Raw genomic sequence first — 12,980 nt, 5'->3', positions numbered from 1 at the left:
GGAAAATTAGACGGAATTAGCTGGCCGCATGGGAAATGATATGGCCGAGATCCTGGATATCTTCACCAACGCCACGCGCGGTGTTGCAGCCGGAGAGAATTGCGCTGGAGAGCGCTAACAGAAGCAGAATTTTAACGGTACGTTTCATCTTCCCTGCCTGCAAAATCAGGCGCAGCGGGCGCTGCGCCTTTAATCATGACGTAAATTACTTCACGCGGGATACGTATTCGCCGGAGCGGGTATCCACTTTGATCACTTCACCGATCTGTACGAACAGTGGCACTTTCACCACAGCGCCGGTAGACAGGGTGGCAGGCTTGCCGCCAGTACCTGCGGTATCACCTTTCAGACCTGGATCGGTTTCAACGATTTCCAGCTCAACGAAGTTCGGCGGCGTAACCGCGATAGGCTGACCGTTCCATAGGGTCACGATGCACTCAGCCTGATCCAGCAGCCACTTGGCGTTGTCGCCAATCGCTTTCGCGTCCGCAGACAGCTGCTCGAAGGTTTCGTTGTTCATGAAGTGCCAGAACTCACCGTCGTTGTACAGGTAAGTCAGGTTCATATCGACAACATCAGCGCCTTCAGCGGAGTCAGTAGATTTGAAGGTTTTCTCAACACGGGTACCGGTCAGCAGGCGGCGCAGCTTAACGCGCGCAAATGCCTGGCCTTTACCTGGTTTAACGAATTCGCTGGCTTCAACCGCGTACGGTTCGCCGTCCATCATGATTTTAAGACCAGCACGAAAATCGTTGCTATAGTACGTTGCCATAAGGCCCTCTAAATTTGTTAACTGGTAGCTAAGCCACAAAATGGCGCATATTGTAACCCTAAACACCCCGTCCAGAGAAGATTGGTTATCGCAACTTGCCGATGTAATCACCAGTCCTGATGAATTGCTGCGTCTTTTAGACCTCGAACAGCACGAAGCGTTGCGTGCAGGCCGTGAGGCGAAGCGCCTTTTCGCCCTGCGCGTTCCCCGCGCGTTTGTTGCCCGAATGGAAAAGGGTAACCCTGATGATCCATTATTAAAACAAACGCTGACCTCTCAGGATGAGTTTATTACCGCCCCCGGATACAGCACCGATCCGCTGGAAGAGCAGAACAGTGTTGTACCGGGTTTACTGCATAAATACCGCAATCGTGCCCTGCTGCTGGTTAAGGGCGGGTGCGCGGTAAATTGCCGCTATTGCTTCCGTCGCCACTTCCCGTACGCCGAAAATCAGGGTAATAAGCGCAACTGGCAGGTGGCGCTGGACTACATCGCAGCGCATCCGGAACTGGATGAAATAATCTTTTCCGGCGGCGACCCGCTGATGGCAAAAGATCATGAGCTGGACTGGCTGCTGACTCAACTTGAGACCATCCCGCACATTAAGCGTCTGCGCATTCACAGCCGTTTACCGATCGTCATCCCGGCGCGTATCACCGACGCCCTGGTCACGCGCCTGGAGCAGTCCCGTTTACAGGTGCTGCTGGTAAATCATATCAACCATGCAAATGAAATTGACTCGGACTTTCGTGCGGCGATGACGCGTATGCGAATGGCAGGCGTGACGCTGCTCAACCAGAGCGTATTACTGCGCGGCGTGAACGACAGCGCCCACGTGTTGGCCGATCTCAGCAATGCCTTATTTGATGCGGGCGTAATGCCCTATTACCTGCATGTTCTGGATCGCGTCCAGGGCGCGGCGCACTTCATGGTGACGGATGAAGAGGCCCGGAAGATTATGCGCGAGCTGTTAACGCTGGTTTCAGGTTATATGGTGCCGAAGCTGGCACGTGAGATTGGCGGAGAGCCGAGTAAGACGCCGCTGGATTTGCAGCTGCGGCAGCAGTAAAAAAAGCAGGTGGCGCTACGCTTACCTGCCTACAGGTAAAGCGGCAGCGCCATCAAAATGTTATATCAGTTCGGGCACTTATAGACCTGGCCGTTCATCTGGCTGGCGGTTGGCACAAAGCTGGACAGCATACCCTGCGTCGGGCTGCTCACCCCGTAAATCACGTTGCCGCCCATTGCCGCAGCCTGATTACGCAGGGCATTGGCCGCACCGCGCATAGAGCCGCCCTCCTCGCCGTGCTGCCCTGACATCCAGTTGCTTTGCTCGCCAGAGGCGGTGCCTAACAGCTGGCATTCGCTGCCCGGCTTATCTTCCACAAAGCGAACGCTCTGGCCCGCTGCCGTCAGCTCATTGCTGGTGCTACAACCCGCCAGCAGCAATGCTGCACCTACAATCCCTGCACAGACTTTTATGCGCATGTTATTCCTCGTTTTCAATAAGCTGGACAGTAGTTGTCCGCGTGTAAACCTTATACTAAAAAGATGACCAAAAGAAAAATGCTGAGCATTTCTGCGAGCCAGATTCCGCTGGCACTCCTCCGACATCTTAAATGAATTCTGATAATAACCTTTGGGATATCGTGTTTTAGCCCCCGATCGTTTTTAGTGATGCGACGTACAACTTTTGTACGGGACTAAAAAAAAGGGGGTTTCATGAGTGCATCATCCTCAGGAGAGGAAAAAGTAACCTGGGTGGGCTATCTGGCGTTCGTGCTCACCATCGTATTTTTCTCAGGTTTTTTCGCCAAAAGTACTGAATGGTGGCGCGTGCTGGATTTTACCGTCCTGAACGGCAGCTTTGGACCGGTGAACGGCGCCCTAACGTTTCGCGGCGAGGGTGGCACAGGAGCGAAAGACGGTTTTTTGTTTGCCCTTGAACTGGCGCCCTCGGTCATTTTATCGCTCGGGATCATTGCCGTTACCGAGGGGCTGGGCGGGCTGCGCGCCGCACAACAGCTCATGACGCCCATTCTGCGCCCGCTGCTCGGCGTGCCGGGCATCTGCTCTCTGGCGCTTATCGCCAACCTGCAAAATACCGATGCAGCCGCAGGGATGACCAAAGAGTTGACCGACGAAGGGGCGATTACTGACCATGAACGCGCCATTTTCGCCACCTTCCAGACCAGCGGTAGCGCCATTATTACCAACTATTTTTCTTCCGGTGCCGCACTTTTTACCTTTATTACCGTCCCGGTGATCGCGCCGCTGGCGGTCATTCTGGTATTTAAATTTGTTGGCGCCAACTTCCTGCGGCTGTGGATCGCCCACATGGAAGTTCGTCGCGTTCAGGAGGAAAAATGATCGCCCAGACGCGTAAAAATATCATGGACTTGTTTATCGATGGCGCCCGCCGCGGCTTTACCATCGCCACCACCAGCCTGCTGCCGAACGTGGTCATGGCGTTTGTCATCATTCAGGCGCTTAAGGTGACCGGCCTGCTGGATATTGTCGGCAGGGTATGCGAGCCCATCATGGCCCTGTGGGGGCTTCCGGGTGCGGCGGCAACGGTACTTCTGGCCTCGGTGATGAGCATGGGCGGCGGCGTGGGGGTTTGCGCCAGCCTGGTCGTCGCCGGCACGCTCAGCGGCCATGATGCCACCATCCTGCTGCCCGCCATCTACCTGATGGGCAATCCGGTGCAAAACACGGGCCGCTGCCTCGGCACCGCGGGCGTGAACCCGAAATATTACCCGCACATCATCGCTGTCTGCGTTATCAACGCCTTGCTCTCGATGTGGGTGATGCAGCTACTCTTCTGAGGAGATAAAAATGGATTTTTCAGTGCCGGAACCGCATCTCTTCCGCCATGCACATCTTGTTTGAGTAACGGCTCGACGGGCAATAAAAAACCCCGGGCATCGCTGCCCGGGGTTCATTCTGAGAGGTTCAGAACAACATGATTACATCATGCCGCCCATGCCACCCATGCCGCCCATACCACCAGCAGCACCTAAGTCAGGCGCGTCGCCTTTAGGCATGTCGGTTACCATGCATTCGGTCGTGATCATCAGGCCAGCTACAGATGCCGCGTACTGCAGAGCAGAACGGGTAACTTTAGTTGGGTCCAGGATACCGAAGTCGATCATGTTGCCGTATTCTTCAGTTGCTGCGTTGTAACCGTAGTTACCTTCGCCCGCTTTCACGTTGTTCGCAACTACTGATGGCTCTTCACCGGCGTTGGACACGATCTGACGCAGAGGGGCTTCCATTGCGCGAAGCGCAACTTTGATACCTACGTTCTGGTCTTCGTTCTGAGCGGTCAGGCCAGCCAGTTTAGCGGCTACACGCACCAGCGCGACACCACCACCAGCAACTACGCCTTCTTCTACCGCAGCACGGGTCGCATGCAGGGCATCGTCAACGCGTGCTTTCTTCTCTTTCATTTCAACTTCGGTCGCAGCACCAACTTTGATTACCGCAACGCCGCCTGCCAGTTTCGCTACGCGCTCCTGCAGTTTTTCACGGTCGTAATCGGAAGTTGCTTCTTCGATCTGCTTACGGATCTGACCAACACGGCCCTGAATAGCGGCTTCTTCACCCACACCGTCGATGATGGTGGTAGTGTCTTTGTTGATCACAACGCGTTTCGCCTGGCCCAGGTCTTCCAGGGTCGCTTTTTCCAGCTCCATACCAATCTCTTCGGAGATCACGGTACCGCCGGTCAGGGTAGCGATATCCTGCAGCATCGCCTTACGACGATCGCCGAAGCCAGGTGCTTTAACCGCTGCCACTTTCACGATGCCACGCATGGTGTTAACCACCAGAGTCGCCAGCGCTTCGCCTTCAACGTCTTCAGCGATGATTACCAGCGGCTTGCCTGCTTTCGCAACGGCTTCCAGCACTGGCAGCATTTCGCGGATGTTGGAGATTTTCTTGTCAGCCAGCAGGATGAACGGGCTTTCCAGCTCAACAGCGCCAGTTTCTGGCTTGTTGATGAAGTATGGGGACAGGTAACCGCGGTCGAACTGCATACCTTCAACCACATCCAGTTCGTCTTCCAGACCAGTACCGTCTTCAACGGTGATCACGCCTTCTTTACCGACTTTATCCATCGCTTCAGCGATAAGTTTACCTACGGTTTCGTCGGAGTTAGCGGAGATAGTACCAACCTGAGCAATGGCTTTAGAGTCAGAGCACGGTACGGACAGCGCTTTTAGCTCTTCAACAGCAGAGGCGACAGCTTTGTCGATACCACGTTTCAGATCCATTGGGTTCATGCCCGCAGCAACGGCTTTCAGGCCTTCGGTGATGATCGCCTGCGCCAGTACGGTCGCGGTGGTGGTACCGTCACCAGCAGCGTCGTTCGCTTTAGAGGCAACTTCTTTCACCATCTGTGCGCCCATGTTTTCGAACTTGTCTTCCAGCTCGATTTCACGTGCAACAGAAACACCATCTTTGGTGATGGTTGGCGCGCCGAAGGATTTGTCCAGCACGACGTTACGGCCTTTCGGGCCCAGAGTGACTTTCACTGCGTCTGCCAGTACGTTTACGCCGCGGAGCATTTTTACACGAGCGTCGTTACCGAATTTTACGTCTTTAGCTGCCATGTTCTTATTTCCTCAAATTCGTACAGTTTCGTGCGTTAATTACGCTTCAACAATTGCCAGAATGTCGCTCTCGGACATGATCAACACTTCTTCATTGTCGATCTTCTCGGATTTCACGCCGTAGCCATCGTTGAAAATGACGATGTCACCAACTTTAACGTCCAGTGGCTGCACAGTTCCGTTTTCCAGGATGCGGCCCTTACCGACAGCGATGATTTCGCCACGCGTTGATTTTGCTGCTGCTGAACCGGTCAGAACGATGCCGCCAGCAGACTTGGTTTCAACTTCTTTACGTTTGACGATCACACGATCATGTAACGGACGAATACTCATTGATAGCTCTCCTTTGAGAAAGTCATTATCAGTTATGGATGACGCCGGTCCGCATGCGGTTTTCCGGCTAGTGCCCTGAGAGATGGGGATAGCTTTTTACACCTTCAAGGGGTAATCGAAAAAAAATTTGCGAAAGTGTTACCATCCACTCTCTTTTGATGGTGGCGGGACGAGGTAAATGAGTGGACTCAGGCAGGAGTTGGGGCTGGCGCAGGGCATTGGCTTACTCTCAACGTCTTTGTTAGGCACGGGCGTTTTTGCGGTTCCCGCGCTGGCGGCGTTGGTTGCAGGCAATAACAGTCTTTGGGCATGGCCGGTGCTGATCGTGCTGGTGTTTCCTGTGGCGATTGTCTTTGCCATACTCGGGCGGCACTTCCCGAGCGCAGGCGGCGTAGCGCATTTTGTCGGCATGGCGTTTGGGCCGCGAATGGAACGCGTCACCGGCTGGCTATTTTTGTCGGTGATACCCGTTGGCCTTCCGGCAGCCCTGCATATCGCAACCGGCTTCGGACAGGCGCTGTTTGGCTGGCACGATGAACAGCTGCTGCTGGCTGAACTCGGTACGCTGGCGATTATCTGGTGGGTTGGCTCACGCGGGGCCAGTTCCAGCGCCAACCTGCAAACGCTGGTCGCCGTGTTAATCGTCGCGCTGATCGTCGCCATCTGGTTTGCGGGTGACATTACGGTGGCGGATATTCCTTTCCCCGCGATTAATGACATCGACCACACACAGCTTTTCGCTGCACTATCCGTCATGTTCTGGTGTTTCGTCGGTCTGGAGGCGTTCGCTCATCTGGCATCCGAGTTTAAACAGCCCGAGCGTGATTTTCCCCGCGCCCTGATGATTGGCCTGCTGCTGGCGGGCACCGTGTACTGGGCCTGTACCGTACTGGTGCTGCACTTCAACGCGTTCGGTGAAGAGAAAGCCGCCGCCGCGTCGCTGCCGGGCATCGTGGTGCAGCTGTTTGGCGTTAAAGCCCTGTGGGTAGCCTGCGTGATTGGCTATCTCGCCTGCTTTGCCAGCCTCAACATCTATATTCAGAGCTTCGCCCGGCTGGTGTGGTCTCAGGCACTTTATAAACCGGATAGCCCCCTCTCACGCCTGTCAAAGCGTCAGCTTCCGGTGAATGCGCTGAATACCGTACTGGGCTGCTGCGTGGTGAGTTCCCTGGCCATTTATCTCCTCGACATCAACCTTGACGCGCTGATTATCTACGCCAACGGTATTTTCATCATGATCTATCTGTTGTGCATGCTAGCGGGCTGTCGGCTACTGAAAGGACGCTTTAAGGCGCTGGCGGCTGTCGGGTGTGTCCTGTGCCTGCTGCTGCTGGCGATGGTGGGATGGAAGAGTGTGTACGCCATCGTCATGCTGGCGGGGCTGTGGGTATTTTTACCGAAGCGGCAAAATCCGCAGGCCCGGTGAGCGAGCGCCACCGGGCAAGAAACTTACCGATCGTCTTTATGATCTAACCGGTCGCGCTGCTCATCCTTACGCTGATATTCCCCTTCAAAGGTATCCCCCGGGCCGGTGCTGAAACCACCGCCTGGCATACGGCTGAAACGCAGATGCGGCAGCAGCTTCATGGTCAGATGCTTCTGCACCGGCGGCAACAGCAACAGCAGGCCGAGGAAGTCTGTAAAGAAGCCCGGCAGGATCAGCAGCAGGCCAGCAATAATCAGCGACACGCTTTTGATCATCTCGGCGGCCGGGCTTTCACCTGCGGCCATCTTCTGCTGCATTAACAGGAAATTTTTGAAACCCTGATTGCGCACCAGCGACATGCCGATGACGGAGGTGAAGATCACCAGAATCAGCGTCAGCAGGACGCCCAGCACATGGGCAACCTGGATGAAAATCGAAATCTCAATGTAAACATAAAGAAAGAAAGCAATAAATGGTATCCAGCGCACTGGCATCTCCTGTGTGGCAGGTGCCTTCTGGCCCCTGACTGAATGTGTTCGCGAAGCGCGTAAATAAGAAATGGTGACGGTTAGCCAAAATTCAATCGGTTTGCACGGATATTTTTTCTGGAAATATTAAAGCGGTGACATATTTCACAGATTAATAATTATCATGAAATCGGGTCGATAATAAGTGATCCAGCTTACGGCAATTCGCTATCATCAGCATATGATCTCGAACATCTGGCCGATTGAGGGAATAATCGTCGGTCATAAAATATTCAAAACCACATATTTACTGTGTGTTTAGTACAATCCATCGGCAGCTTGAAAAGAAGGTTCACATGTTAAACAACATTCGTATCGAAGAAGATTTGTTGGGTACCAGGGAAGTTCCAGCGGATGCCTACTATGGTGTTCACACTCTGAGAGCGATTGAAAACTTCTACATCAGCAACAGCAAAATCAGCGACATCCCTGAATTTGTGCGTGGCATGGTGATGGTAAAAAAAGCCGCGGCTCTGGCAAACAAAGAGCTGCAAACCATTCCTAAAAGCGCTGCAAATGCGATTATCGCCGCGTGCGATGAAGTGCTGAACAACGGCAAATGCATGGATCAGTTCCCGGTTGACGTCTATCAGGGCGGCGCAGGCACCTCCGTCAACATGAACACCAACGAAGTGCTGGCAAACATCGGCCTGGAGCTGATGGGTCATCAGAAAGGTGAATACCAGTACCTGAACCCGAACGACCACGTTAACAAATGTCAGTCCACCAACGACGCCTACCCAACCGGCTTCCGCATCGCGGTGTATGCCTCTGTCGTCAAACTGGTCGACGCGATTAATCAGCTGGGTGATGGCTTCCAGCGTAAAGCCGTTGAGTTCCAGGACATCCTGAAAATGGGTCGTACCCAGCTGCAGGACGCGGTGCCAATGACCCTCGGCCAGGAGTTCCACGCGTTTAACGTGCTGTTGAACGAAGAGACCAAAAACCTGCTGCGCACGTCCGAACTGCTGCTGGAAGTGAACCTGGGCGCTACCGCCATCGGTACACGCCTGAACACCCCGGATGGCTATCAGCAGCTGGCGGTACAGAAGCTGGCTGAAGTGTCCAACCTGCCGGTTGTGCCTGCAGAAGACCTGATTGAAGCCACCTCAGACTGCGGCGCCTACGTGATGGTGCACAGCGCATTGAAACGTCTGGCGGTGAAACTGTCCAAAATCTGTAACGACCTGCGCCTGCTCTCCTCCGGTCCGCGCGCTGGCCTGAATGAAATCAACCTGCCAGAGTTGCAGGCGGGTTCATCCATCATGCCAGCTAAAGTGAACCCGGTAGTGCCAGAAGTGGTGAACCAGGTTTGCTTCAAGGTTATCGGTAACGATACGACCGTCACCATGGCCTCCGAAGCCGGTCAGCTCCAGCTGAACGTAATGGAGCCGGTGATTGGCCAGGCGATGTTTGAATCTATCCACATTCTGACCAACGCCTGCTACAACCTGCTGGAAAAATGCATTAACGGCATCACCGCGAATAAAGAAGTGTGTGAAGGCTACGTCTATAACTCCATCGGCATCGTCACCTACCTCAACCCGTTCATCGGCCACCACAACGGCGATATCGTCGGGAAGATTTGTGCCGAAACCGGTAAGAGCGTGCGTGAGGTGGTTCTCGAGCGAGGATTGTTGACCGAAGCCGAACTGGACGATATCTTCTCCGCCCAGAACCTGATGCACCCGGCATATAAAGCGAAACGATATACCGATGAAAGCGAACAGTAACCGTTCAGGCTAAGCTTCCGAAAGGCACGTCACTTGTGACGTGCCTTTTTTCTTTATGGCCGTTACCAAAACACAACAATTCAATATCAACTTGTTAATAAGCAAGGCAGGTCTTTATGTTTGGAGCAGAACTCGTCATCGTCCTGTTGGCGATTTATTTGGGCGCACGACTCGGGGGTATCGGCATCGGCTTTGCCGGCGGTCTCGGCGTGCTCGTACTTACCCTGATCTTTCAGATTAAACCCGGCGCAATCCCTTTTGACGTTATCGAAATCATCATGGCGGTTATCGCTGCCATTGCGGCCATGCAGGTCGCTGGCGGTATGGACTACCTGGTGAGCCTGGCGGAGCGTATGCTGCGTCGTCATCCAAAATACATCACCTTCCTTGCCCCACTGGTGACCTGGTTTATGACCATTCTCGCCGGTACTGGCCATACCGCTTTCTCTACGCTGCCGGTCATCACCGAAGTGGCGAAAGAGCAGGGTATTCGCCCGTCTCGCCCTCTTTCTATTGCTGTAGTCGCCTCCCAGATTGCGATCACCGCCTCGCCCATTTCCGCGGCGGTGGTCTTTTTCGCGGGTATTCTCGAGCCGATGGGCGTAAGTTATCTGACGCTGCTGGCGATCTGTATTCCGGTCACGCTGATTGCGGTAATGATCACTGCCGTGCTGTGTAACTTCCTCGGCGCCGAGCTGAAAGACGATCCGGTATACCAGGAGCGCCTGGCAAAAGGTGAAGTGAGCCTGCGCGGTAGCCAGGTCTTTGAGCTGAAGCCGCATGCAAAACGCTCCGTGCTGCTGTTCCTGATTGGTATCGTCGCCGTGATGTTCTACGCGACCGCCATCAGCGATACGGTAGGTCTGATCCAGAACCCGGTTCTGCCGCGTAACGAAGCGATTGTGGTATTTATGCTGACCATCGCGACGCTGATCAGTATCACCTGTAAAATCGACACCAGCGAAGTGCTGAACGCCAGCACCTTCAAATCCGGTATGAGCGCCTGCGTGTGCGTGCTGGGTGTGGCGTGGCTCGGTGACACCTTCGTGAAAGCGCACATCAGCGATATCCAGACAGTTGCAGGCGACCTGCTGCACAACTATCCGTGGCTACTGGCGGTGGTGCTGTTCTTTGCCGCAACGCTGCTGTACTCCCAGGCTGCGACCACCAAAGCGCTAATGCCTGCGGCACTGATGCTGGGCGTGACGCCGCTGACGGCGATTGCCTCTTTCGCGGCGGTTTCCGCCCTGTTCGTGCTGCCAACCTACCCAACCCTGCTGGCCGCGGTTGAGATGGATGACACCGGCTCGACCCGTATCGGTAAATACGTGTTTAACCACGCGTTCCTCATCCCGGGCGTGGTGGCGATTACGCTCTGCGTGGTCCTCGGCTTTATCATCGGCGGCATTGTGCTGTAAACGGTTAGCCGTTGTAAAAATAGTTAAAAACGGGCCGCGCTGCGGCCCGTTTCATTAATGACCAATCACATGGCGTGATATAGTGAAGACTTTCGTGATGAGGAGGTCGACTTGTGAACACGCCTGATGCTGTTGTTGTACTGTGTACCGCCCCTGATGAAGCTTCTGCCCAGGATCTCGCCGCCAAAGTGCTTGCCGAAAAACTGGCTGCCTGCGTCACGCTACTTCCCGGCGCCACCTCCCTTTATTACTGGGAAGGCAAGCTGGAGCAAGAGTACGAAGTCCAGATGTTGCTCAAAACCAATCTGACCAACCAGCAGGCGCTCCTCGACTGCCTCAAGTCTCATCATCCTTACCAAACCCCGGAGCTGCTGGTGCTGCCAGTGGTCCACGGCGATAACGATTATCTCTCATGGCTCAACGCTTCTTTACGCTGATCCTGCTGCTGTGCAGCACGTCAGTTTTTGCCGGGTTGTTTGACGCGCCCGGCCGTTCGAACTTTATTCCTGCCGACCAGGCATTCGTTTTCGACTTTCAGCAAAACCAGCACGATCTCAGCCTCACCTGGCAGGTGAAAGAGGGTTATTACCTCTATCGCAAGCAGGTCAGCATCACGCCGGCAAAGGCTGACGTCGGCGCATTGCAGATGCCCGCTGGCGAATGGCACGAGGACGAGTTCTACGGTAAAAGTGAAATTTATCGCCAGCGCTTAAGCGTGCCCGTCACGGTGAATCAGGCGGATAAAGGCGCAACCCTGACGGTGACGTATCAGGGTTGCGCCGATGCGGGCTTCTGCTATCCCCCTGAAACAAAGGTCGTTCCGCTTAGCGAAGTGAAAGCGGCGGCCTCCCCTCTCCCCTCAGGGGAAATGGCCAGTGTGAGGGGTGAAGGCGAAGCCGCTTCAGACCTTCCGTTCTCAGCGCTTTGGGCGTTATTGATTGGTATCGGCATCGCCTTTACGCCCTGCGTACTGCCCATGTACCCGCTTATCTCTGGCATCGTGCTGGGTGGTAAGCAACGCCTTTCCACCGCCCGCGCGCTGTTGCTGGCCTTTATCTATGTGCAGGGCATGGCGTTAACCTATACGGCGCTCGGCCTCGTGGTCGCCGCTGCCGGGTTGCAGTTCCAGGCCGCCCTTCAGCACCCCTATGTGCTTATCGGACTGTCAGCAGTGTTTATTCTGCTGGCGCTGTCGATGTTTGGCCTGTTCACTCTGCAACTGCCCTCTTCCCTGCAAACCCGTCTGACGCTAATGAGCAACCGTCAGCAGGGGGGCTCTGCGGGCGGCGTGTTCGCCATGGGTGCCATCGCCGGGCTGATTTGCTCCCCTTGCACCACCGCGCCGCTGAGCGCCATCCTGTTATACATTGCCCAGAGCGGCAACCTTTGGCTCGGCGGCGGCACACTGTACCTTTACGCGCTCGGCATGGGTCTGCCGCTGATCCTTGTGACGGTATTTGGCAATCGTCTGCTGCCGAAGAGCGGCCCGTGGATGAAGACAGTGAAAACCGCGTTTGGTTTTGTCATTCTGGCGCTACCGGTATTCCTGCTGGAACGCATCATCGGTGATGTGTGGGGTACGCGTCTGTGGGCTATGCTCGGCGTGGCCTTCTTCAGCTGGGCATTTATCGTGAGTCTGGGTGCGAAGAAACCGTGGATGCGCCTGCTACAGATCCTTCTGCTGGCGGCCGCGCTGGTGAGCGTCCGTCCGTTACAGGACTGGGCGTTTGGCACCCCGACAGGTCAAACGCAGGCTCATCTGAATTTTATACAGATTAAAAACGTGGATGACCTTAACCGAGCCCTGGTGCAGGCGAAAGGCAAACCGGTCATGCTCGATCTCTATGCCGACTGGTGCGTGGCCTGCAAAGAGTTTGAAAAATACACCTTCAGCGATCCGCAGGTACAACATGCGCTGAGCGATACCGTTCTGCTCCAGGCGAACGTTACCGCCAACAGCGCGCAGGATAAGGCTCTGCTGAAGCAACTTAACGTGCTCGGGCTGCCTACCATCCTGTTCTTCAATGAACAGGGGGAAGAACAGCTGACGCAGCGTGTAACCGGGTTTATGGACGCGACGGCATTCAACGCGCATTTGCGCAATCGCCAACCGTAAACAACACTTTAGACGGGACAAACCGTTGGGAATAGCGGA

At 54.9% G+C, this 12,980-nt stretch carries 14 protein-coding genes; 8 read left to right on the top strand and 6 right to left on the bottom strand.

The annotated features are described in order from the left end of the window. Positions 1 to 16 precede the first annotated feature (16 nt). Positions 17 to 148 carry an entericidin A/B family lipoprotein gene (locus L3069_RS01965; protein WP_006810410.1) on the bottom strand — a complete coding sequence of 44 codons (132 nt, stop codon included), beginning with the start codon at positions 146 to 148 and terminating at the stop codon, positions 17 to 19. A gap of 57 nt (positions 149 to 205) precedes the next feature. Further along, entirely contained in the window at positions 206 to 772 is a 567-nt protein-coding gene (efp, locus tag L3069_RS01960) for an elongation factor P (protein WP_003855940.1), read from the bottom strand. A gap of 40 nt (positions 773 to 812) precedes the next feature. On the opposite strand from efp, the gene epmB reads away from it, so the two are divergent. Then, on the top strand, positions 813 to 1,841 hold the full coding sequence (gene epmB / locus L3069_RS01955; RefSeq protein WP_038415113.1) for an EF-P beta-lysylation protein EpmB: 1,029 nt from the start codon (positions 813 to 815) through the stop codon (positions 1,839 to 1,841). Positions 1,842 to 1,906: 65 nt separating this feature from the next. Here the strand turns inward: epmB and L3069_RS01950 are convergent, their stop codons facing one another. Beyond that, complete coding sequence (locus L3069_RS01950; RefSeq protein ID WP_022646802.1) at positions 1,907 to 2,260, bottom strand: DUF4156 domain-containing protein; 354 nt, start codon at positions 2,258 to 2,260, stop codon at positions 1,907 to 1,909. Between the two features lie 234 nt (positions 2,261 to 2,494). On the opposite strand from L3069_RS01950, the gene L3069_RS01945 reads away from it, so the two are divergent. After that, the gene (locus L3069_RS01945) at positions 2,495 to 3,142 is read left to right on the top strand and encodes a nucleoside recognition domain-containing protein (RefSeq protein ID WP_038415111.1); all 648 of its coding nucleotides are present in this window, start codon (positions 2,495 to 2,497) and stop codon (positions 3,140 to 3,142) included. Continuing rightward, positions 3,139 to 3,600 carry a YjiG family protein gene (locus tag L3069_RS01940; RefSeq protein WP_022646800.1) on the top strand — a complete coding sequence of 154 codons (462 nt, stop codon included), beginning with the start codon at positions 3,139 to 3,141 and terminating at the stop codon, positions 3,598 to 3,600. Before L3069_RS01945 ends, L3069_RS01940 begins: the two co-directional genes overlap by 4 nt. A 141-nt stretch (positions 3,601 to 3,741) precedes the next feature. Here L3069_RS01940 and groL read toward each other — a convergent pair whose 3' ends face one another. Further along, positions 3,742 to 5,388 (bottom strand): chaperonin GroEL, encoded by a 1,647-nt coding sequence (gene groL / locus L3069_RS01935; protein ID WP_006810416.1) that lies wholly within the window; start codon positions 5,386 to 5,388, stop codon positions 3,742 to 3,744. A gap of 39 nt (positions 5,389 to 5,427) precedes the next feature. After that, the gene (locus L3069_RS01930; protein WP_003855929.1) at positions 5,428 to 5,721 is read right to left on the bottom strand and encodes a co-chaperone GroES; all 294 of its coding nucleotides are present in this window, start codon (positions 5,719 to 5,721) and stop codon (positions 5,428 to 5,430) included. Positions 5,722 to 5,899: 178 nt separating this feature from the next. On the opposite strand from L3069_RS01930, the gene yjeH reads away from it, so the two are divergent. Beyond that, entirely contained in the window at positions 5,900 to 7,147 is a 1,248-nt protein-coding gene (gene yjeH, locus L3069_RS01925) for an L-methionine/branched-chain amino acid transporter (protein WP_038415109.1), read from the top strand. Between the two features lie 23 nt (positions 7,148 to 7,170). On the opposite strand, the gene L3069_RS01920 is transcribed toward yjeH, so the two are convergent. After that, the gene (locus L3069_RS01920) at positions 7,171 to 7,635 is read right to left on the bottom strand and encodes an FxsA family protein (RefSeq protein ID WP_003855925.1); all 465 of its coding nucleotides are present in this window, start codon (positions 7,633 to 7,635) and stop codon (positions 7,171 to 7,173) included. A 335-nt stretch (positions 7,636 to 7,970) separates the two neighbouring features. Here L3069_RS01920 and aspA point away from each other — a divergent pair, with 335 nt between their 5' ends. The 4 genes from aspA (at position 7,971) to L3069_RS01900 (ending at position 12,941) form a co-directional block, all read left to right on the top strand. Further along, positions 7,971 to 9,407: an aspartate ammonia-lyase gene (aspA, locus tag L3069_RS01915; protein ID WP_003855923.1), complete on the top strand. Its 1,437-nt coding sequence runs from the start codon at positions 7,971 to 7,973 to the stop codon at positions 9,405 to 9,407. A 116-nt stretch (positions 9,408 to 9,523) separates the two neighbouring features. After that, positions 9,524 to 10,825 carry an anaerobic C4-dicarboxylate transporter gene (locus L3069_RS01910; protein ID WP_008502949.1) on the top strand — a complete coding sequence of 434 codons (1,302 nt, stop codon included), beginning with the start codon at positions 9,524 to 9,526 and terminating at the stop codon, positions 10,823 to 10,825. Positions 10,826 to 10,938: 113 nt separating this feature from the next. Then, the gene (gene cutA / locus L3069_RS01905; protein WP_003855908.1) at positions 10,939 to 11,262 is read left to right on the top strand and encodes a divalent cation tolerance protein CutA; all 324 of its coding nucleotides are present in this window, start codon (positions 10,939 to 10,941) and stop codon (positions 11,260 to 11,262) included. Continuing rightward, positions 11,238 to 12,941: a protein-disulfide reductase DsbD gene (locus L3069_RS01900; RefSeq protein WP_100167837.1), complete on the top strand. Its 1,704-nt coding sequence runs from the start codon at positions 11,238 to 11,240 to the stop codon at positions 12,939 to 12,941. The genes cutA and L3069_RS01900 overlap by 25 nt, the downstream gene beginning before the upstream one ends. The last annotated feature ends 39 nt before the right edge of the window (positions 12,942 to 12,980 follow it).

This window comes from Enterobacter cloacae complex sp. ECL411 (assembly GCF_021869665.1).
In the GTDB taxonomy this organism is placed as follows: domain Bacteria; phylum Pseudomonadota; class Gammaproteobacteria; order Enterobacterales; family Enterobacteriaceae; genus Enterobacter; species Enterobacter intestinihominis.
This window is presented reverse-complemented; position numbering and strand designations above follow the sequence as displayed.